The organism is Actinopolymorpha alba DSM 45243, assembly GCF_000373925.1.
In the GTDB taxonomy this organism is placed as follows: domain Bacteria; phylum Actinomycetota; class Actinomycetes; order Propionibacteriales; family Actinopolymorphaceae; genus Actinopolymorpha; species Actinopolymorpha alba.
Genome location: NZ_KB892743.1, coordinates 86,268 through 106,822 on the forward strand (window position 1 = coordinate 86,268; position 20,555 = coordinate 106,822).

At 68.7% G+C, this 20,555-nt stretch carries 18 protein-coding genes and 1 tRNA gene; 10 read left to right on the forward strand and 9 right to left on the reverse strand.

Going from position 1 to position 20,555, the window contains the following annotated elements; translation table 11 throughout:
- The gene (locus B141_RS0109990; protein ID WP_020575020.1) at window positions 1–693 is read left to right on the forward strand and encodes a GntR family transcriptional regulator; all 693 of its coding nucleotides are present in this window, start codon (window positions 1–3) and stop codon (window positions 691–693) included.
- An 8-nt stretch (window positions 694–701) separates the two neighbouring features.
- Here the strand turns inward: B141_RS0109990 and B141_RS0109995 are convergent.
- Window positions 702–785 (reverse strand) — tRNA-Leu (locus tag B141_RS0109995).
- Window positions 786–1,036: 251 nt separating this feature from the next.
- Between B141_RS0109995 and B141_RS0110000 the strand changes: the two genes are divergently transcribed.
- From B141_RS0110000 to pknB, 6 genes are all read left to right on the forward strand, one after another.
- The gene (locus tag B141_RS0110000) at window positions 1,037–1,831 is read left to right on the forward strand and encodes an FhaA domain-containing protein (RefSeq protein WP_020575021.1); all 795 of its coding nucleotides are present in this window, start codon (window positions 1,037–1,039) and stop codon (window positions 1,829–1,831) included.
- The gene (locus tag B141_RS0110005) at window positions 1,831–2,304 is read left to right on the forward strand and encodes an FHA domain-containing protein FhaB/FipA (RefSeq protein WP_020575022.1); all 474 of its coding nucleotides are present in this window, start codon (window positions 1,831–1,833) and stop codon (window positions 2,302–2,304) included. Before B141_RS0110000 ends, B141_RS0110005 begins: the two co-directional genes overlap by 1 nt.
- A gap of 132 nt (window positions 2,305–2,436) precedes the next feature.
- The gene (locus B141_RS39905; protein WP_020575023.1) at window positions 2,437–3,993 is read left to right on the forward strand and encodes a PP2C family protein-serine/threonine phosphatase; all 1,557 of its coding nucleotides are present in this window, start codon (window positions 2,437–2,439) and stop codon (window positions 3,991–3,993) included.
- Entirely contained in the window at window positions 3,990–5,420 is a 1,431-nt protein-coding gene (locus B141_RS0110015) for an FtsW/RodA/SpoVE family cell cycle protein (RefSeq protein WP_020575024.1), read from the forward strand. Before B141_RS39905 ends, B141_RS0110015 begins: the two co-directional genes overlap by 4 nt.
- A gap of 7 nt (window positions 5,421–5,427) precedes the next feature.
- The gene (locus tag B141_RS0110020) at window positions 5,428–6,888 is read left to right on the forward strand and encodes a peptidoglycan D,D-transpeptidase FtsI family protein (protein WP_020575025.1); all 1,461 of its coding nucleotides are present in this window, start codon (window positions 5,428–5,430) and stop codon (window positions 6,886–6,888) included.
- A gap of 30 nt (window positions 6,889–6,918) precedes the next feature.
- Window positions 6,919–8,832, forward strand: coding sequence for a Stk1 family PASTA domain-containing Ser/Thr kinase (gene pknB, locus B141_RS0110025; RefSeq protein WP_020575026.1), 1,914 nt, complete (start codon window positions 6,919–6,921; stop codon window positions 8,830–8,832).
- 41 nt (window positions 8,833–8,873) lie between these two features.
- On the opposite strand, the gene B141_RS0110030 is transcribed toward pknB, so the two are convergent.
- Together B141_RS0110030 and B141_RS51355 are read right to left on the reverse strand one after the other, a co-directional pair.
- Window positions 8,874–9,512, reverse strand: a complete 639-nt coding sequence (locus B141_RS0110030; RefSeq protein WP_020575027.1) for an aminodeoxychorismate/anthranilate synthase component II — start codon at window positions 9,510–9,512, stop codon at window positions 8,874–8,876.
- A 74-nt stretch (window positions 9,513–9,586) separates the two neighbouring features.
- Window positions 9,587–10,810 (reverse strand): DUF881 domain-containing protein, encoded by a 1,224-nt coding sequence (locus tag B141_RS51355; RefSeq protein ID WP_237742664.1) that lies wholly within the window; start codon window positions 10,808–10,810, stop codon window positions 9,587–9,589.
- Window positions 10,811–10,855: 45 nt separating this feature from the next.
- On the opposite strand from B141_RS51355, the gene crgA reads away from it, so the two are divergent.
- Complete coding sequence (gene crgA, locus B141_RS0110040; protein WP_020575029.1) at window positions 10,856–11,113, forward strand: cell division protein CrgA; 258 nt, start codon at window positions 10,856–10,858, stop codon at window positions 11,111–11,113.
- 1,276 nt (window positions 11,114–12,389) lie between these two features.
- Here crgA and B141_RS39910 read toward each other — a convergent pair.
- Both B141_RS39910 and B141_RS0110050 read right to left on the reverse strand, forming a co-directional pair.
- Window positions 12,390–13,310 (reverse strand): rhomboid family intramembrane serine protease, encoded by a 921-nt coding sequence (locus tag B141_RS39910; RefSeq protein ID WP_020575030.1) that lies wholly within the window; start codon window positions 13,308–13,310, stop codon window positions 12,390–12,392.
- Window positions 13,311–13,324: 14 nt separating this feature from the next.
- Window positions 13,325–13,858: a peptidylprolyl isomerase gene (locus B141_RS0110050; protein ID WP_020575031.1), complete on the reverse strand. Its 534-nt coding sequence runs from the start codon at window positions 13,856–13,858 to the stop codon at window positions 13,325–13,327.
- Between the two features lie 255 nt (window positions 13,859–14,113).
- Between B141_RS0110050 and B141_RS0110055 the strand changes: the two genes are divergently transcribed.
- A complete protein-coding gene (locus B141_RS0110055) occupies window positions 14,114–14,899 on the forward strand; it encodes a DUF5324 family protein (RefSeq protein ID WP_020575032.1) in 786 nt (261 codons plus the stop codon).
- Here the strand turns inward: B141_RS0110055 and B141_RS39915 are convergent.
- Window positions 14,896–16,185 carry a sulfatase family protein gene (locus tag B141_RS39915; protein WP_020575033.1) on the reverse strand — a complete coding sequence of 430 codons (1,290 nt, stop codon included), beginning with the start codon at window positions 16,183–16,185 and terminating at the stop codon, window positions 14,896–14,898. The genes B141_RS0110055 and B141_RS39915 overlap by 4 nt on opposite strands.
- A 162-nt stretch (window positions 16,186–16,347) precedes the next feature.
- Between B141_RS39915 and B141_RS0110065 the strand changes: the two genes are divergently transcribed.
- The gene (locus B141_RS0110065) at window positions 16,348–18,204 is read left to right on the forward strand and encodes a bifunctional metallophosphatase/5'-nucleotidase (RefSeq protein WP_157180917.1); all 1,857 of its coding nucleotides are present in this window, start codon (window positions 16,348–16,350) and stop codon (window positions 18,202–18,204) included.
- Between the two features lie 154 nt (window positions 18,205–18,358).
- Here the strand turns inward: B141_RS0110065 and B141_RS0110070 are convergent, their stop codons facing one another.
- The 3 genes from B141_RS0110070 to B141_RS0110080 are packed head-to-tail and all read right to left on the reverse strand — an operon-like array spanning window position 18,359 to window position 20,457.
- Window positions 18,359–19,189 carry an ABC transporter permease gene (locus B141_RS0110070; RefSeq protein ID WP_020575035.1) on the reverse strand — a complete coding sequence of 277 codons (831 nt, stop codon included), beginning with the start codon at window positions 19,187–19,189 and terminating at the stop codon, window positions 18,359–18,361.
- On the reverse strand, window positions 19,146–19,961 hold the full coding sequence (locus B141_RS0110075; protein WP_020575036.1) for an ABC transporter ATP-binding protein: 816 nt from the start codon (window positions 19,959–19,961) through the stop codon (window positions 19,146–19,148). The genes B141_RS0110070 and B141_RS0110075 overlap by 44 nt, the downstream gene beginning before the upstream one ends.
- On the reverse strand, window positions 19,954–20,457 hold the full coding sequence (locus B141_RS0110080; RefSeq protein WP_020575037.1) for a MarR family winged helix-turn-helix transcriptional regulator: 504 nt from the start codon (window positions 20,455–20,457) through the stop codon (window positions 19,954–19,956). The genes B141_RS0110075 and B141_RS0110080 overlap by 8 nt, the downstream gene beginning before the upstream one ends.
- Window positions 20,458–20,555 lie beyond the last annotated feature (98 nt).

Consider the following 20,555-nt stretch of genomic DNA (forward strand, 5'->3'; position numbering starts at 1 on the left):
ATGGTCGAGATTCAGCTGTCGTCGGACCGCGTCCCGCAACGGCGCATCCTCACAGACGATGTCTACGAAACCGTCAAGGCGATGGTGATGGACCATGACCTCGCTCCCGGCGCGCACCTCAACATCGACGCACTCGCCCGCGCCCTCCAGGTCTCACAGACACCTGTCCGCGAGGCGCTCGCGCGCTTGGAGTCTGACGGACTGATCGTCAAGCAGCCACTGCGTGGCTACACCATCGCTCCGCTTCTCAGCCGGGAGGAGTTCGAGCAGCTCTTCGAACTGCGCTTCCTTCTGGAACCCTGGGCCGCGGCTCGGGCCGCCGAACTCTCGACGGCCGCACAGCACCGCCAGCTCGAGGCTGCCTTCGACGATCTCAAGGACATCCCGTCGGAGGGGACATACGACGCCTACCGCGCGCTCACGGCGCACGACGAGCGCTTCCATGCCCTGATCCACACGTTCTCAGGCAATCCGCTCCTGGCGACGACGTTCGAGCGGCTCCACGCGCATCTGCACATCTTCCGGCTCTACTACGGCAGCGGCATCGGCGCATCCGCCGTCGACGAACACCGGCACATCGTCGAGGCGATCCGGTCGGGCCGACCGGAGAACGCTGACGTCGCGATGCGTGCACACCTCACGGCGTCACGAGACCGCCTGCGTCCGGTCTTTGACCGAACGGATCTGGACTGAACAATGGGTGCGCGAGGGGGGAGTTGAACCCCCACGCCCTTGCGGGCACAGGAACCTGAATCCTGCGCGTCTGCCTATTCCGCCACTCGCGCGCACTTCACCCCAGCAGGCCAGGGCGGATAGAGGTTAGCACGACCCCCGCGCCCGCCCCTCGCCGCGCCGGGGTCTCTCCGGGCCCCTGCCATCCGCCGCCCACCCGGCTCCGGGCCCTCCAGGGCACGGTCACAGATCCAGACATGCGGGATACATCGGAGGCAACCGACGGTAGGAGGCGGCCACGACCGGGAACGACGGTTACGATCGACCGAAACATTGGCACCGTCGACGCGGGAAGGAGGTACCCGTGGGAGTCTTTCGTCGCTTCGAACGAGGCCTGGAAGGCCTCGTCACCGGGACCTTTGCACGCGTCTTCCGGTCAGCCGTCCAGCCGGTCGAGATCGCCTCAGCCCTTCAGCGCGAGATGGACAACTCCGCGCAGGTGCTGTCGAGGGACGCGAGCCTGGTACCCAACGACTTCACCATCGAGCTCTCGCCGAGTGACTACGACCGGCTCGCTCCCTACACCAACGCCCTGAGCACGGAGCTCGCGGAGGTTGTGAACAGGCATGCGAGCACGCAGCGCTACGCGTTCACTGGTCCGGTCACGGTGGCCTTCAATCGGCAGGACAAGCTCTCGACCGGAAGGTTCCGGGTCCACGGCAGCGCGGTCGCGGCCGTGACCCCAAACCGCCGTCCGGGTCAGCCGCCGCCAGGCCCGCCGCCGTTCCCCCAAGGACCCCCTGACCGGCGGCATCCCCCGGGCGCCCAGCAGTTCCGCCCACCGGCGCCCGCCCGTGCTCCCGCGCCCTACCTCGAGGTCAATGGCCAGCGCCACCCCCTCGAGCCTCCGGGCATCGTGCTCGGTCGGGGTTCTGAGGCCGATCTCCGCATCACCGACCCTGGGGTGTCGCGACGGCACGCCGAGATCCGCGTCGTCCAGGACGGTCCCGGTTACACCGTGGCGATCCACGACCTCGGATCCACCAACGGCATCGTCGTCAACGGGCAGCGCGTCGACTACGCACCACTGCGGGACGGCAGTCAGATCCTGCTCGGCAACACCCTTCTCGTTGTACGCCGGCCCGACGGAGCGCAGTAGTGTCCGAGCTCACCCTCACGATCATCAAGCTCGGGTTCCTCGCGGTGCTCTGGCTGTTCGTCCTCTCGACAGTGTCGGTGATCAGGTCCGACCTGTTCGGCAGCCGGGTCACACCCCCGGCCCGGGGCGAACGCCGACCCAAGCCGGCCAAGCCGACCCGGCCACCCCGGCGCCGCAAGGGCGAACCCTCCGCGGCTGTCGTGGTGCAGGGCGCCAGCGCCGGCCTCCAGGTACCCCTTGGAGACACCCCGCTGGCGATCGGCAGGGGGTCCGAGTGCGAGCTGCACATCGACGATGAGTACGTCTCCACCCGGCACGCCGTGCTGCGCCCACAGGGCGGGACGTGGTACGTCGAGGATCTGGGTTCCACCAACGGCACGTTCGTGGGAGAGTCCCGTATTCACGGGCCAACCGCAGTCGGATCGGGGATACCGGTTCGGGTTGGCAAGACGATCATCGAGCTTTACAAGTAGGCGCGGAACGATGACCTCTGAGCTTGTGCGGTCGAGGGTGGCCGTGGGCGTTGCCGGCACCATGCCGCGGAGCCGTGGCGTCCGCACCTCACCTGTCCAAGCGACGACCTCTCATGGCCAAAAGAAGGCAGGATGACGCTCGCGCTCCGCTACGCCGCACACTCCGACGTCGGTCTCGGCCCGAAGAACCGGAACGAAGACTCCGGCTATGCCGGGCCGCACCTGCTGGCCGTCGCCGACGGCATGGGCGGCGCCGTGGGTGGCAACGTCGCCAGCGCGATCACGATCGCGACGGTGCGCGCGCTCGACACTCCTGGGCATCGTGACCCCGAGCAGGTCCTCGGCCAGGCCGCGAGTGACGCGAACGCCCGGATCGCGGCCCGCATCGACGCTGACCCGCACCTTGAGGGGATGGGCACCACCCTCACCGCCGTCCTCTTCGACGGTGAGAACGCCCACATCGCCCACATCGGCGACTCCCGCGCCTACCTGCTCCGTGAGGGCCGGCTGCGGATGCTGACCCACGACCACACCTTCGTCCAGTCGCTGGTCGACGAGGGCCGCATCACGCCTGAGGAAGCCGAGCACCACCCGCACCGTTCCCTGATCATCCGGGTGCTCGAAGGGCGGCAGGACGCGCGACCCGATCTCTTCGCCATCGAGCTCGACCCCGGCGACCGGCTCCTTCTGTGCAGCGACGGGCTCGACAACGCCGCGGTCAAGGACGACGCGATCGCCGACATCCTCATCCGCGCCAGCACGCCCGAGGATGCCGCCATCAGCCTGATCGAACGCGCGCTCCTCCACGGCAGCCCCGACAACGTCACCTGCGTGGTGGCCGACGTGGTCGAGGCGAGCCAGCCCGTCTCGGGCGTACCCGCCCTCGTCGGCGCGGTTAACGAGGCCGACCCGGCGCTCCACTACGACGGCCCGGCCACGGCTGAGCACACGATGTTCGGCGGTCCCGGCGTTCCGAGCCAGCCCGGGCCACCGATGCTGCCCGCCACCCAACCCCCGAACGCCCTCGACGAGGGCCTCCAGCTCGACGAGCCCGATCTGGAGGAGGAGCTCCGCTACGCACCCCGCCCGCCGCGCCGGTTTCGCTGGTTGTTCCGCCTCGTCGGCGCCGCGGTGGTGCTCGGTCTCATCGGCGTTGGTGCCCGCTGGGCGTTCAACTGGACGCAGGAGCAGTACTACGTCGGCGCCTACTCAGACGACACGACCGGCGGCACGCCGAGGCAGCCCCGGGTCGCGATCTTTCGCGGCATCGCGCAGCAGGTCCCGGGCATCCGGCTGTCGGACCTCTACCAAGTCGAGCCGCTGGAGCTGACCAAGCTGCCGCCGTACCACCGTGAGCGGGTCACCAACACCATCGCGGCTGACAACCTAGGCGAGGCCAAGTCCATCGTGGCCATGCTCCAGGACATCGCGACCAAGTGCGCGACGCCGCCCGCACCCCGACCCGCGCCGACCCCCGGCCGGACCCCGACGCAGACCGGACCGGCCCCCACACCTTCCCTGACAACCAGCCCCGGCAGGCGGCCGGGCGGCGCACTCGCGCCCACCGCCAGCACGTCGGCTGACCCGCGTGCCACGTCCGGAACGCGGACAGTCGCCGCCGCACCCGACCTTCCACTCGAGTGCGGTGACGACGCGGCCCCAACCCCCGACCCGACAGGCACGAAGTGAGCGAGGCCCAGCCAAACCCTGCTGTTCAGGTACGCAAGCGCCGCGGTGCGGAGCTTGTGTTGATCGTCGTCGCCCTCGCGGTGGCCGTCGGCGCCTACGCGATCGTCGGCATCACCGTCACCGGCAAACTCTCCCAGCAGGTCCTGTCCTACGGCGCCGGCCTCGCGATCCTGGTTGGCATCGCGCACGTGATCGTCCGCATCATGACGCCGTACGCCGATCCGCTGCTCCTGCCGTGCGTCGTCTTCCTCAACGGCCTCGGTCTCGCCCTCATCCACCGGCTCGACCTCACCAAGATCGAGAACGCCCGCGCCAACGGAGAGTCCCTCCCGCGCGCCGACGCACCGCTCCAGCTGACCTGGACCGCGGTCGGTGTCGCGGCGTTCATCCTGGTCCTGCTGGTGATCCGTGACCATCGCCGACTCCAGCGGGCCACCTACACCGCGCTGTTCGCTGGTGTCGGGCTCCTGCTCCTGCCGCTGGTGCCCGGCCTCGGCGTCCGCTTCCAGGGCGCGCAGATCTGGATCAGGTTCGCCGGCCTGTCCTTCCAGCCGGGCGAGATCGCCAAGGTCTGCCTGATCGTGTTCTTCGCCGGCTACCTCGTGGTCAAGAAGGACGCGTTGGCGCTCGCCGGCCGGCGGTTCATCGGCATCGACCTTCCCCGCGGCCGTGACCTCGGGCCGATCCTCTCCGCCTGGTTGATCAGCCTCGCCATCCTGGTCTTCCAGCGTGACCTCGGCACGGCGCTGCTGTTCTTCGGTGCGTTCGTCGTCCTGTTGTACGTCTCGACCGAACGCCCCGGCTGGCTCTTCGTCGGCGGCGGGTTGTTCGCCGGCGGGGCGTGGTTCGCCTACATCGCGGCCACGTCGCTCCACATCCCGCAGTTCTCCCACATCGCCAACCGCATCAACGCCTGGTTGCATCCGTTCGATCCGCAGTACCGCGAGGGCGCCTACCAGATCATCCAGTCGCTCTACGGTTTCGCGTACGGCGGACTCCTCGGCCGTGGCCTTGGCGAAGGTCACCCGAACCTCGTGCCGCTCGCCAAGAGCGACTTCATCATCGCGGCGATCGGCGAGGAGCTCGGGCTCACCGGCCTGATGGCGATCCTCGTGCTCTACGGCATCATCGTCGAACGCGGCCTGCGCACGGCGCTCGTGTGCCGCGACCATTTCGGCAAGCTGCTCGCGACCGGTGTCGCGGCCGTCTTCGCGATCCAGGTGTTCGTCGTGGTCGGCGGTGTGACCAAGCTGATCCCGCTCACCGGTCTCACCACGCCGTTCCTGTCCTACGGGGGTTCCTCACTGGTAGCCAACTGGGCGCTCGTCGCGCTCATGTTGCGGATCAGCGACCAAGCGAGGCGGCCCGCGACGCTTCCCGCCGCGCCGACCGAAGATGCTCTGACGCAGGTGGTGGTACGCCGGTGATGTCCCGATGAACCGTCCGATCCGACGCATCGCGGTCGGCTTCATGGTGTTGTTCTGCGCCCTCCTGGCGAACGCCAACTACATCCAGGTGTTCCAGGCACCCGAGCTCAACGCCCGGGACGGCAACCGCCGGGTGACGCTGGATGAGTACGCCCGCCAGCGCGGACCCATCCTGGTGGGCGGCACCCAGGTGGCCTACTCCGTGAAGACCAACGACAACCTCATCTACCTACGGAAGTACCGCAGCCCCGAGTTGTACGGCCACCTCACGGGCTACTACTCCTACATCTACGGCCGGAGCGGCATCGAGTCCGACCAGAACTCCGTCCTCTCCGGCACCGACGACCGGCTCTTCGTCCGGCGCATCGTCGACCTCATCACCAACCGCCAGCCCCAGGGCGGCAGCGTCCAGCTCACGATCAACCCTGACGCGCAGCGCGCGGCGCTCAAGGGACTCGGCGACAAGCGCGGCTCCGTCGTCGCCATCGAGCCGTCCACCGGCAAGGTCCTCGCGATGGTGAGCCAGCCGTCGTACGACCCCAACAAGCTGTCATCCCACGACTCGGCCAGCATCACCGAAGCGTGGAAGGAACTGACCCAGAACAACCCCGCCGAGCCGATGCAGAACCGCGCGACCCAGCGCCGCTACCCACCGGGTTCGACATTCAAGCTGGTCACCTCTGCCGCCGCACTCTCGACCGGGCGCTACCGACCAGACACGGTGGTCCCCGCACCCGCCGTGCTCGACCTGCCGCAGACCTCCCGCACCATGAACAACTGGCAGGACGGCCTGTGCGGCTCCTCCGCGCAGATCACGCTGTCTGAGGCGCTCGCCACGTCCTGCAACACCGCGTACGCCGACCTCGGCCTGAAGCTCGGCGACAAGGCGCTGCGTGATCAGGCGGAGAAGTTCGGGTTCGGCACCAAGTTCCTGCCCGAGCTCGGCGGCGTCTCCAGCGTGTTCCCCGACGAGCTCGACAAGCCGCAGACCGCGTTGAGCTCGATCGGTCAGTACGACGTCGCGGCGACGCCGCTGCAGATGGCGATGGTGACGGCGGGCATCGCCAACGGCGGCAAGGTGATGAAGCCCTACATCGTCGGCAAGGTCAACGGGCCTGACCTCCAGCCTCTGGAGATCACGGAGCCGGAGGTGGTGTCGCAGGCCGTCTCGTCGAGCGTCGCGTCCCAGCTCACACAGATGATGGTCGACGTCGTCGAGGGCCCGAACGGCACCGGCAAGCCGGTGAAGATCGACGGCGTACAAGTTGCCGGCAAGACGGGTACGGCACAGACCACGCCCGACCGGCCGCCGTTCGCCTGGTTCGTCTCTTTCGCACCCGCCGATAACCCGAAGGTGGCTGTGGCCGTTGTTATCGAGCGGGCGGATGTGGGCCGGAACGAAATCTCCGGCGGGAAGCTCGCAGCGCCCATCGCGAAGGACGTCATGGAGGCGGTGATCGGAAAATGAGTCCGGTGACCCCGCAACGAAAGGGCAGGCATGGCTGAGCCGAGATTCCTCGGTGGTCGGTATGACCTGGGCGAGGTGCTCGGTCACGGGGGTATGGCCGAGGTACGCATCGGGATCGACCGCCGGCTCGGACGTACGGTCGCGGTCAAGACCCTGCGCCCCGACCTCGCGACCGACCCGATCTTCCAGGCACGCTTCCGGCGGGAGGCCCAGTCAGCGGCCTCGCTCAACCACCCGTCCGTGGTGTCGGTCTACGACACCGGTGAAGAGACCTTCGACGGCGTGTCCGTGCCGTACATCGTCATGGAGTACGTCGAGGGCCGCACGCTCCGCGACGTCCTCCGTGAGGGTCGCCGGATCCTGCCGGAGCGGGCGATGGAGATCACCGCCGACATCCTGGACGCGCTGGAGTACAGCCACCGGGCGGGGATCATCCACCGCGACATCAAGCCGGCCAACGTCATGCTCACCCCGAGCGGTGACGTCAAGGTCATGGACTTCGGTATCGCCCGCGCGGTCGCCGACGCCTCCGCCACGATGACCCAGACGGCCGCGGTGATCGGGACCGCGCAGTACCTCTCGCCCGAGCAGGCGCGCGGTGAGTCCGTCGACGCGCGGAGCGACATCTACTCCACCGGCTGCCTGCTGTACGAACTCATGACCGGCCGGCCGCCCTTCGTCGGCGACTCGCCCGTGTCAGTCGCGTACCAGCACGTGCGGGAGGAGCCGCGGCCGCCGTCGATGCTCGACCCCGAGGTGCCGCCGGTCGCGGACGCGATCACCCTCAAGGCCCTCCAGAAGAAGCCGCTCGACCGTTACCAGTCGGCGGCGGAGATGCGCGAGGACATCGAGCGCGCCCTGTCCGGCCAGCGGGTGAACGCGCCCGTCGTACCCATCGACGCGACCGCGCGGTTCCTGCCACCCGACGAGCCGCCCGACGCCACGATGGCCGGCGACTGGCACCAGCCCGAACCCGACGAAGGGCCCGACCGTGGGCGCAAGGCCGCCTACGTCATGCTGGTGATCGCCATCCTCTTCGTGCTCGGCGTCGCGGGCTTCATCGGCTTCAACATGCTCGGCGGTGACGGGGCACCCAAGACAGTCGTCGCGCCCACCCTCATCGGCAAGACTGAGGAGCAGGCACGGACGATCCTGGCCCAGAGCCAACTCCGGCCCGGCCAGACCAAGTCCGCGGGCAGCGACAGCGCCCCCAAGGGCCAGATCATCGCCCAGAGCCCCCAGCCCGGCGCCTCGGTCCAGATCAACTCGGTCGTCGACATCACCGTCTCCTCAGGGAAGCCGACGGTGCCGGTCCCCGAGGTGGTGGGCAAGCAGATCGCCGAGGCGAGGACGGTTCTGGCGACGGCTGGCTTCAAGGTCGTCGACCGCGAGGACAAGGAGGCCAGCTCCGCCTCGGGCACCGTCACCCGGATCGACCCGAGCGAGGGCTCCGTCGTTCCCAAGGGGAGCACCGTCACGATCTACTTCTCGAGCGGCCTCGCCGAGGTGCCGGACGTACGCCAGCAGAGCCTCGCAGAGGCGGAGGCGCGGCTCGGCGACGCGGGCTTCAAGGCCCGGAAGGTGTGGGAGACCACCTCCGACTCATCGGAGGGCACCGTCATCAGGCAGGTACCCAACCCCGGCCAGCGCCGGGAGATCGGGTCGACGGTCACGATCGTGGTGGCCCGCGCTCCCGCGCCCGAGCCGCCGCCTAAGCCGGAACCGACCAGGACGCCGGAGCCGGATCCGGAGCCGACGACGCCGCCAAGCACGCCCACACCGGAGCCGACCACACCGTCGCCGACCGACACGGGATTCCCGGACCTGCCGGGGATCATCCCCGATGCCCCGTCGACGACGCCCGCGCCGGCACCTACCACCGCACCGGACCAGCCGGCACCCGCTCAACAGGCCCCTGACCAGCCGGCACCCGCTCAGCCGTAGCCTGCCCGGGTGCCCGCGGACGGGTCGGCGTCCTTCTGGGTTCAGAGGTCGGACGCCGACCGGGTCACCACCGGCGCGAGGCCGGCCGAACGTTCGACCGCGTCGGCCTCGCCGCAGGTCACCAGCCAGTTGGCGAGCATCCGGTGACCGCCCTCGGTGAGCACCGACTCCGGGTGGAACTGCACGCCCTCGCAGGCGAGTTCGCGGTGGCGGAGCGCCATGATGACGCCTGAGGTGGTCTGGGCGGTGACGTCGAACTCGGCCGGCACCGACTCGGGCTCGACCGCGAGCGAGTGGTAGCGGGTCGCGGTGAACGGGTCCGGCAGCCCGGCGAGCACTCCAACGCCGCTGTGGTGGACCCTGCTGGTCTTGCCGTGCAGGAGCTCCGGCGCCCGCGTGACGACTCCGCCGAACGCCACGGCCATCGCCTGCAACCCCAGGCAGACCCCGAACAACGGCACCCGGCCGGCGGCGTACTTGATCAGGTCCACGCAGACACCGGCATGCTCCGGCGTACCTGGCCCGGGCGACAGGAGGACCCCGGCAAAGCCCTCGACGTCGGCCGGCTGGAGTTCGTCATTGCGACGAACGTCGCATTCGACGCCAAGCTGGTAGAGGTACTGCACCAGGTTGAAGACGAACGAGTCGTAGTTGTCGACGACGAGGATGCGTGCGGTCACCGGCCCATTGTCCTGACCCGCCTGGTCGACGCGGCACGGGGCCGCCGCCGCGACGTGTTTCAGCGCGACTCGCTCTATCCGCCGTCGGGGTCGCGTTCCTTGGCGTAGTTGAGGTTGAGCGACCCGTCGAACCCTGGCAGGGAGAGCCGCGACGACCGCTGGAGCTGCCAGCCGAGGCCGTACCTCGGGTCCTTCGCGTAGGTCAGGTAGATGTCGACCGCGGGCGAGTCGCCCAACGCCTCGATCATGCCGCCGGTGCCGCCGATCGCCTGGATGCGGTACGGCGGGGGATACGGGATGCCGTGCAGGACGACCGAGTTACCGACACACCGGATGGCGGAGGTCGAGATGATCCGCTGATCCTGGATGGTCATCGCCTCAGCGCCGCCGGCCCAGAGCGCGTTGACCACAGCCTGGATGTCCTGCTGGTGCACCACGAGCGCGTCGGGGTCGGCGACCTCTTTGCGGGCGCTGGCCGGTGCGTCGTCCAGAATGACCGTCACGCCGGCTCCCGCCACCGGCGTGAGCCCGACGGCGGGTGCGAGGGTGTCAGCCTTCTTCTGGGCGTCGCCGGCGTTCTCGTTGCCGTGCTGAGGACCGAGGAGGTCGTCGACCTCGGACCGTAGCTTGGACAGCTTCGCGTCGAGGGCGCGGTTGTGCTGGAGTTGCGCCCGGGCCAGGTCGGCGACGTCGGTCTGCCGCTCGGCCCGCAGGTCGGTGCCCTCCGCGCTCACCGCGCTTGTCACCCCGAGGAAGCCGGCGATCGCGAACGTCGCGGCCGCGAGCACCCGCGTCAGGACGGGCGTCCACCGGCGCATGCCGCCGCCGCTGTCCTCGTCCTCGTCCTCGTCTTGATCGTCGGGCTCGTCTTGACCGTCGGGCTCGGCGTCGTGCTTGGCGCCGGGTTCGTACGCCGCCGAAGCCTCCTCCGTGGCCGGCTCTGAGCCAACGAGGTCTGCGTCGACCGGGGCCGGCTGGGTCGGGTCCTCCTCAGCCGGCTCATCCTCAGCCGGCTCATCCTCGACGGACCCGTCCGTGGCTGCCTCGTCTGTGGCTGCCGACGTGTTGATGACAATCGTGGCAGTTTCGGCGGACGCTGCGGCGTCATCGGTGGGGGCGTCGGTCGCGGCGCCGGCTGGCGTGGCAGCATCGACTTCGTTGTCGACGCCGCCGGACTGGGCGGGCGAACCATTTGGACCAGGATCTGTCACGGCGTCAGGGCATTCCTGGTCCGGTCGGTCACCCACGTGCCCTCCGTCGTTCTCCTGCTCCGGCGTGTTGACTACGCTAGCCGACATCTGGGTCAGCCGACCCCTCGGACGTCTTATGCGGAGGATGGCGACGTGCCCGAGTCGCGCAACCGAAAGAAGCAGGCCTACACGCCACCATCGGAGAAGGCCACGCCCGCCAAGAAGCTCTCAGGCGGACGCTGGGTGGCTCCGGTCATGCTGGTCTGCTTTTTGGTAGGCCTCGCCTGGATCGTGACGTTCTATCTCGCCGGGAGCGAGATCCCCGGCATGCGCGATCTTCAGAACTGGAACATCCTCATCGGCATGGGCCTGATCGCGATCGGGTTCGTGGTGTCGACCCAGTGGCGGTGACTCACCACCCGCCCTACTGATCTGGCTCAGCTTTCCCTGCACAGATGCCGCGTGCACTCACCTGGGCGCACGCGGCATCGTCGTTTATCCACTTATCCACTTATCCACAGGCCAGCTCCGCAGTTTATGCCCGGATCATCCACACTCCACGTTCATTCCACAATTGTGATTACACGGGTGTAGTTCTCCACATCGACATCCCCAGCCTGTGGAGAACCGCGTGGTTTCTGGGGTGCCGCTCAGCTGTGGAAATGACAGAACCGCAGGTCGGCGCAGGGAACAACGCTAGGGCGCACTGGGGACTGAGATGCCCGCCCTGTGTATGACGTACTTATCCACAGGCTTTGCCGCCAGCGCTGGACGTCCACAAGAGTTCCCCAGCGACTCACTAGTTATCCCCAGTTTCCACAGGCGCCCTGGGGAAACTGCGGGCGAACCGGCCGCCGCCCTGAGGATTTGCGGTCCCCACCGGCACAGCCACTGCACACCCACCGCACAGCCGCAGGAGCGTGCGGGGGGTGTGCCGCGCGGTCGTGCCCGGTCGCCGCCGACCATACGACCAAGCACCGACAGGGCCGTGAGCCCCGCGGCGGCGCCTGGCCCGCAGCGAGGGGGAGACCACCGGCTGCGGGCGCGTCAAGGCCCGACCGGCAGCGAGGGACATCCGACTGAAGCGGGGACAGACCGTGATCAACTTGTTGCGCGCGAGTGCGTCCGCGACTGGTCCGAAGCTTCTCCGCGCGGGAGGGGTGTCGATCTTTCGGACAAGTCCACGTCCCCCACCGCGACGGGCCCGTCGTCTCAGGTAATGGACGGCTTGCGGCGGATCTCAACATCCGGGCCGACTGGGTGTACACGATGCGAGACAGCTAGGACCCCGCGCGGCAAGTCGTCACCATGCACGGCAAATTGGGCGTGCTTCGTGGGGACATGCCGCGTGAGGCCGGGCCCGTCTCACTTGGTGGCCTATTCAAAACCCTCTGACGCCGAATGGGTTGCTGGATCTGGTTGAGCGGGAACCAGACCAAGATCGCCCACCGAGGTTGCGATGACTTGGCGGAGGAGTTTCGGCAAAGAAGCCGAGACACCTCCGCCAAATCGCCTCCCGCTACCTTCACAATGCCGGGCCCGTCTCACCTGGCGTACACCCAACTGTTTCGGATACTGAGAAGCCAGGCGCCGGGCTCGAGCTGGCGCCCAGGGCGGTTCAGCGTGCAACACGCCAAGTGCGATGGCACCACGCGCCGGAAGCGACTCGCGTCAGGCGTGGGAGAAGCTAGCTGGGCATACCCGCCGTCAGCTGGGCTGTACGCCAGACGATGAGCCCGACCGTCGCAAGGATCACGGCGACGAAGCCGAGGGTCTGCATGAGATCCCGGCGTTCCCGCGGCGCGTAGGCCAGGACCGCACCGAGAGCGAGACCGGCGATGAAGCCGCCCAGGTGCCCCTGCCACGACAGGAAGCTGCGGAAGAGCACGTTGAGCACGATGTTGACGACGAGGATGCCCATGAACCAGCTCATGTCGGCACGCATCCGCCGCGCCAGCACGACGGTGGCGCCGAAGAGCCCGAAGATCGCGCCCGACGCCCCGACGATCGGGACCAGCGGTGAGGTGAACGCGTAGGCCACCGCAGAGCCGGCCAGTGCGGAGACGAGATACAGAGCGGTGAAGCGTGCCCGGCCGAGGAGCCGCTCCAGCGCCGGTCCCAGCACCCACAGGGAGAACATGTTGACGGCAAGATGCAGGAGCTCGACGTGGAGGAACGCCGAGGTGAGCAACCGCCAGTAGGCGCCGCCCGCGACGCCGTGCGCCTCACCGACCGCGTCGGCGAAGAACGACGTCCGGCCCACCAGCATGAGCTGCTGCTCAACCGCCCGGCCGAGCAGCAGCGTCAGAAGATAGATGACGACATTGAGTCCAAGGATCACCTTGGTGACGATGGCGCCATCTCCGCGTACGACACCCCCGAACCTGGTGCGGGCGGACGGCATCGTCCGGTTGCCCTCCCGCACACACTCCACGCACTGGAAACCGACGGAGGCCTGCCGCTGGCAGTCAGGGCAGATGTAACGCCCGCACCGCTGGCAGCGGATGTAGCTCTCGCGCTCAGGGTGGCGATAGCAGGTCGGAATCGGCTGCGGCGCCGAGGGGTTGCTGGCCTCGGCGCCGTCCTCCGGCCGGGGGTAGTCGGTCATGAAAGCCCTCGCGGTCAGACCTCTCGGCGTTCGATCTCGACCGACTCGATGAACACGGGCTCGAGCGGCCGGTCCATGGGGCCGGTCTCGACCTTGCTGATGGCCTCGACCACGGCGCGGCTGTTGGGTTCGACCACCTCACCAAAGATGGTGTGCTTGCCATTGAGGTGCGGGAAGCTCGGGCCCACGGTGATGAAGAACTGCGAGCCGTTGGAGTTGGGCCCGGCGTTTGCCATCGCCAGCAGATAGGGCCGGTTGAACCGCAGCTCGGGATGGATCTCGTCACCGAACTTGTAGCCAGGACCGCCGGTGCCGGAGCCGAGCGGGCACCCACCCTGGATCATGAAGCCATCGATGACGCGGTGGAAGGTGAGGCCGTCGTAGAACCGCCTCGTCGTCTTCTCGCCCGTCTCGGGGTCGATCCACTCCCGCGTGCCTTCAGCGAGGCCAACGAAGTTTTGAACCGTCTTGGGCGCATGATCGGGAAACAGCTTGACGACAATGTCGCCGGCCGACGTCCGAAGCGTCGCGAACGTCTCCTCGCTCACCGGTTGTCCCCTCTCTTACCGTTCATTGAGTGGGATCCGGCTCCCACGGGCTTCTCCCGTCGGGGCCGCCCCCACACCACCATGAACCGATCCTTTCACGGCAACGAGCCAGGCGCGCCCGGGGTGCCCCCGCGACATGAGGCGTGCCGCGGGGCATGATCGGGAACGAACCTGGGAAGGCATCACGGAAAAGTCCCCTGACACTGTGTGGACGTTCCGAAGAGCCACCCGATGTGGACGAGGAGGCGCAACCTGATGGGACGCCAGAAGAAGCGAGCGAGCCTGGCTCCGAAGGCTTGGAAGAAGGCCAACCCGCCCGCAGAGCACGCGTGGGACAAGCTGGGCCCGGCGATGGGGAGCGCCAAGCAGCGCATCAGCCCGGTCGTGGAGGACGCGCGGCAGATGATGACCCCGCGGGTCGAACACGCGCGCACGGTCCTGGTCGAGGACGTCGTTCCCAAGATGACGAGCGCCATGACGACGGCGGTCACCGCGAGCGAGCCCTACCGCACCGAAGCCAAGAAGCGCGGATCCGCCGCGTACGCCGCCCTCAGGGGTGAGCTGGAGAAGCAGGAGCCGAAGCGCAGGCGGCACTGGCTGCGGCGCCTTCTGGTGCTCACGGCCCTGGGTGGCGCGGCCGCGGTCGCCTACCGGTACCTCCGGGGTGGCACCGACCAGTGGCAGCCGTTGCCGTCGACGGGGTCGACGGGTTCGGGCGCCGCCGAGGCCCGGCCTGCCGAAGAAACCGCCGGAGCGACGACGTCTCAGCGGGGTACGTCGGAGCGGGCGCGGGGCTCGCGGGGTTCCCAGGCGAGCGGGGCATCGAGTTCGACGATGCCCGCCGATCGGGCGGGCGCGACGCCGGACGAGGCGCTGGCCGACCAGGCGGCCGAGACCGAGGCACACGCGCCGACCACTCCCGACGCACCGGCCGAGCACGTCGAGCCCACCGCCGCGAGCGCTGAGACCGGTGGTGAGCCCGCGCACGCCTCCGGCGCCCGCAACGGTACGACGCCGAAGAGCCGTTCCCGGTCGAGCTAGTCGCGGCTGTCCGGCGGCGGGATGGGACCCGCGAGCAGCGGGTCCCCCGTCTCCTGCTGCCAGCGTTCGAGTGTCGTCGCGAGCTCACCTTCGACGCTGGCGAGCCCCGGCGTCCCGGCAAGGTTGCGCCGCTCCCACGGGTCCTCTGACAGGTCGTACAACTCGACATCGGGGCGTGGCGCCAGGTGGTCGTCACCCATGCCGGCCCGGGTGGGGCTGGCTTCGATGTCCTGCGGCAACACGAGCCGGGGACCCGGCTCCGCGTTACGGATGTACTTCCACCGGCCGGTGCGGACGGCGCGCATCGGGTCGTACGCGTCGTGGTAGGTCTTCTCGGCGAAGACCTCGGCCCGACCGGGTTCGTCGCCGCCGCGGAGCCACGCCGCGTGGCTGATCCCCTGGATCTCGTCCGGGACCTTCCCACCGCCGAGTTCGAGCAGTGTCGGCAGGACATCGACGTGGGCGGCCAGGCGGTCGGTCGCCTCCCGCCGGTACGCCGCACCATCGTCGGGTGGCCGCATGATCAGCGAGATCCGGATGCCCGGGTCATAGAGCGTCGACTTCCCACCCGGGAACGCCATGCCGTGGTCGGTCGTGAAGACGATCCAGGTCCGCTCCAGCAGTCCTTCGTCCCGCAGTGTCTGGATCAGCCGGCCGGTCGCGCGGTCGGCCACCCGGATCGACCCCTGGAACGCCGCGAGGTCGGCGCGGGTGTGGGCGTTGTCGGGCAGGAACGCCGGCACCGCCACCTGGTCGGGGTCGTCCGGCGGGTAGAGCTCCTCGGGATAGGGCCGGTGTACCTCGAAGAAGCCGACGACGGCGAGGAAGGGTTCCTGCCGGCGTTCGGGTGCGCGCAGCCAGGCTGCGGCCTCATCGACCACCGTGTCGGCACGCTGCCAGCCCGTCTCGGGGTCGCGGGCGTCGTGGACCTCGTCGTACCCCAGCCGTTCGGGGTTGGCCGACTCGTGTTGCATCCCGAAGTTGGCGCTGTGATAGCCGAGCCGGCGTAGGTGCATCGGCAGCGTCTCGACGCCGTCGGCGTACTCCCAGCCGCGGTGTTGGAGGCCGATGATGCCGTTGGAGTGCGGGTAGCGGCCGGTCATCAGCGCGCTGCGGGCCGGGCTGCACAGCGGGGTGGCACAGAACGCCTGGTCGAACCGCACTCCTTCGGCCGCGAGCTGGTCGACGGCGAGGCTGGGTACGCCCGGGACGCCGTACGTGCCGAGGTGGGTGCCGAGGTCGTGCCAATGGACGAGAACGATGTTGGGGCGGTCGCTCGAGGTCACGCGGGCGAGGTTAGCGCCCGCATCCCTGCGCTTTCGTGATTACGGCGGGCCAATTCAGGCCAGGTTTACGCATTCTTTGCGTCGCTCGTCTAGCTTCCTCGCTGCTGGTGATCAACACCACGTCCTGATCCTCGTGCTCCCCTGTCCCGACGGAGGTCCGCCGTGTCCGCAGGCAAGCCCGTGTCAGCTGGAGTGGATGTCCGAGTCGGGAGGGGGTTGTCCCGGCGGGCCTTCGTCGCCGGCGCCGGTGGCCTCGCGTCCGCGTTCGCCATTGGTACGCCCGCCTACGCGTCGGACGCCGCCAGGACGGGCGTCACCACCGGGGCGATCGACGTCCAACTCCTCAACATCACCGATTTCCACGGCAACCTCCGGACGCCCACCTCCGCGGCGGACGGCTGGATCCCGAACCCCAACGGGACCGGAACCATCAACGTGGGTGGTGCGGCCTACCTGGCCGCGCATCTCAAGCGGCTGCGGGCGGCGAAGAACTCGATCTTCTTCGGTGTCGGCGACCTGTGGTGCGGCGCCGAGCCGTTGGAGACCAAGCTGGTTCGCGACGAGTCGGCGATAGAGGTGCTCAACAAGCTCGGCATGACCTTCTCCACCCTCGGCAACCACGAACTCGACTACGGCCTGGACTATCTCGTCGACCACATGGTCCGCGCGAAACCCGTCGGCGAGCCTGGCCGGGACTCCAGCTTCCTCGACTCGACCGGGCAGGCGTTCCAGGGACTCGCGTTCCCCTACTACTCCGCGAACATGCTGTCGCGTAAGACCGGGCAGCCGGCGCTGAAGCCCTACAACGTCGAATGGGTGTCGGGCCCGAACGGCCGCCGCTACCCCATCGGCTTCATCCACCTCACCGTGACGAACACGCCGGTCGGCTCGAGTTCGTACGAACCACAGCTCATCGGCTACGACCAGATCGAGATCGCCAACAGGTACGCCGCCTTCCTGAAGCGCCGCGGCGTCAACGCCCTCGTCCTGAGCGTCCACGACGGCGCCCAGCAGTACGACAACTGGAACGCGCCCATCAACGGCGGCAACATGAGCACCGGTCCGGCCCTTGAGCTCGCGGCCCGGGTCGACCCCGACATCTGCGCCATCGTCACCGGGCACTGGCACTGGTGGTTCAACGCGATGCTGCCCGACCCGAACGGCAACCTCCGCCCGGTCGTCGAGGCGAGCCACGCCGGTCAGATGATCAACGAGATCAGCCTCAAGCTGGATCCGCGGACCGGGAAGGTCATCCGGGAGCTCACCGTCTCGACCAACCACCCGGTCACGCTCGACATCACCCCCGATCCAGAGATGCAGCGCGTCGTCGACTACTGGACGGCCTTCGGGGATCGCCGGTACGCCGAGCCGGCCGGTACCCTCACCGCCGACTTCACCCGGACGTTGAACGAGCACGGCGAATGCACGATGGGCGACCTCGCCGCGGACTTCGTGTACTGGGACGCGAACTCCTACGTCGAGGGGGCCGCCGACTTCGGGTTGTTCGCCGTCCGCCCGGCGAAGGGCTCGACCGCGCTCCGGGGTGACTTCCGTTATGCGAAGGGCAGTAATGCCGCTGACCAGGACGGGCTCATCCTGTATGGCGAGGCGTACGCCTACCTCGGCTACGAGAACCCCGTCCTCACCGTGACCCTGACCGGAGAGCAGATCCGGCAGGCGCTGGAGCAGCAGTGGCAGCCGCAGGCTGACGGGACGGTGAAGTTCGCTCCGCTCGGTGTGTCGTCCAACGTGCGGGCGACGTACGACGCGACCAGGCCGGTCGGCCAGCGGGTGGATCCCGCGGCGTTCCTCATCGACGGCCGCCCGCTCGACCTCGGCCGGGCCTATCGGGTCGCCGGGCTGGCGTACACCCTGATCGGTGCGGACGGCTTCGGCGCGCTCGCAAGCTTCACCAACCCGGTCCGGAACGATCGCGACCACGAGGGCTTCATCAGGTACCTCCGTGCCGTCGGTGCGATCAGCCCGTCGAAGCTCGACCGCATCACCGTCCGGTCCTGAGGTCATGCGGCCGGTCGGCCGTTGGACGGCGGGGAGGGCTCGCTGAATGATCACGTATACGTGGTCATTACCAGCTTCACGTGGTGTCGACGCCATGTGAGGCAAGCAATGACCACGTATACGTGATCATTCAGCGCCCCGCACCAAACCGCTGCTAGCGGGCCAGCCGTCCGAGCAGCGCGGACGCGGTGGTGATGCCGATCCCAGCCGCAACGACGAGGACCGCGAAGTCCAGGCCAAGGTTCGCCGGCGTACCAACCAGCAACCCCCGCAACGCGTCGACCTCGTAGCTCAGCGGGTTGAACAGCGCAACCCACTTGAGCCAGTCGGGCATCAACGCGATCGGATACAACGCGTTCGACGCGAAGAACAGCGGCATCGTGAGCGCCTGCCCGATACCCATCAGGCGGTCGCGGTTGAGGACCAGCCCGGCGATGGTGAGGGAGAGGCAGGAGAAGAACGCGGCCCCCAGGAGGAGCGCGGCCACCGCGCCGAGGAGCCGCAGCGGGTTGGGCGTGATGTTGACGCCGAGGAGCACCGCCAGGATGAGCACGATCACGGCCTGGACGGTGGCCCGGACTCCGGCGGCGAACGCCTTCCCCGTCACGAGGGCGGCTCGCGGTGTCGGCGTCACCAGGAGCTTCGCGAGGACGCCGGCGTCGCGTTCCCAGATGATCTGGATGCCGTAGAAGATCGCGATGAACAACGCGGACTGGGCGAGGATGCCGGGCGCGAGGTAGTCGAGGTACGGCACGTTGCCGGTCGGGATGACCCGCAGCCGGCTGAACGTCGTACCGAAGACCGTGAGCCACAGCGCGGGCTGGATCGCCCGGGTGATCAGCTCGGTACGGTCGTGGCGGAGCTTCTGGAGTTCGAGCAGGCACAGGGTGGCCACCCGGCTGGGCAGCCGCCACCCGGCCAGCCGGCCGGTGAGAGCGTGCTCAACCGAGTCGGCGGGCGGTGCGGCGCGTGCTGCGGACGTCACGGAACCCACCTCCTTCCTCGAAGGTGTCGCCGGCGTGGTGGCGGAAGACGTCCTCGAGGCTGGCGCCGGGTCCCAGCGCGGCCTTGAGGTCCTCCGGCGCGCCGACGGCCCGGAGCCGGCCGAGGTGCATGAGCCCGATCCGGTCGCACATCTGGTCGGCCTCGTCCATGTAGTGGGTGGTGACGAGGACCGTCATGCCGGTGTCGGCCCGCAACTCCTCCACGCGTTCCCACACGGTGCCGCGGGCGATGGGGTCGAGCCCGATCGTCGGCTCGTCGAGGACCAGGAGCCGGGGACGGTTGATGAGGGCCTGTGCGAGTTCGAGCCGGCGGATCATCCCACCGGAGTACGTCGCGGCCAGCCGGTCCGCGGCCTGCGTCAGCCCCATGATCTCCAGCGCCTCGTCCACCTGAGGCCGTCGCTCCTTGCGGGGAACGTCGAAGAGCCGGGCGAAGAGCATGACATTCTCGCGGCCGGTGAGGGCGGCGTCGGCCGACAGCTGCTGCGGGACATACCCGATCAGGCGACGGACGGCCATCTTGCGGCGGCGTACGTCGAACCCGAACACGCGGGCCGCACCCTCCTGGAGGGGCAGCAGCGTGGTGAGGACCCGGATGGTCGTGGTCTTGCCGGCGCCGTTGGGACCGAGCAGTCCGAAGACCTCGCCGGGGCGTACTTCGAGGTCGAGGTCGGCGACGGCCTGGTGTTCGTTGAAGTGGTACGACAGGCCGTGCAGCGACACCGCGGGAACGCCGTCGGGGTAGTCAGTCATCTCCCGCCTCCTCCTCGAGGCTCCCTCCGGCACCGTCGAGACGGAGGGTCAGCTCGGCCAGTGCGGGTACGGCGTTCACCAGGACCCGGCGCTGCTTGGCGGGCATGGCCTGCAGCGCCGCCGCGACCACATGCACCCGGCCGTCGCGGGAACGGCTGAGGCGTGCCTCCGCCTCCTCGGTCAGGTGCAGCCGGGCCACCCGGCGATCCGTGGGATCGACGTCCCGGCGGAGAAGCTGCGCCTTCGACAGCTGCCGGACGAGCGTGCTCACGGTGTTGGCCGCGAGCCGCAGCTCACTGGCCGCAGCCGTCACGGAGATGCCGGGCTGCCGGCGTACCAACCGGAGCAATTCGGCCTGAGCACCGGTCAGCGGGCCGAAGAACCACTCGGCGCCCGCGCTGCGGCGCAGTCCCCGGCGCAGCGCACCAATGCCCGCGAGCAGCTCCTCGGCCAGAGCGAGCTCGGCGTTCTGGGCGATTGTCGGCTCAGAAGCCACCCGACCAGAGTAGCTCTGTCACAGAGGTAACTACCAGAACCGCGAGCTGACCGATGATTGCCGCGCCAAGTACCTGTGACAACTCGGGGTTGCGTGAG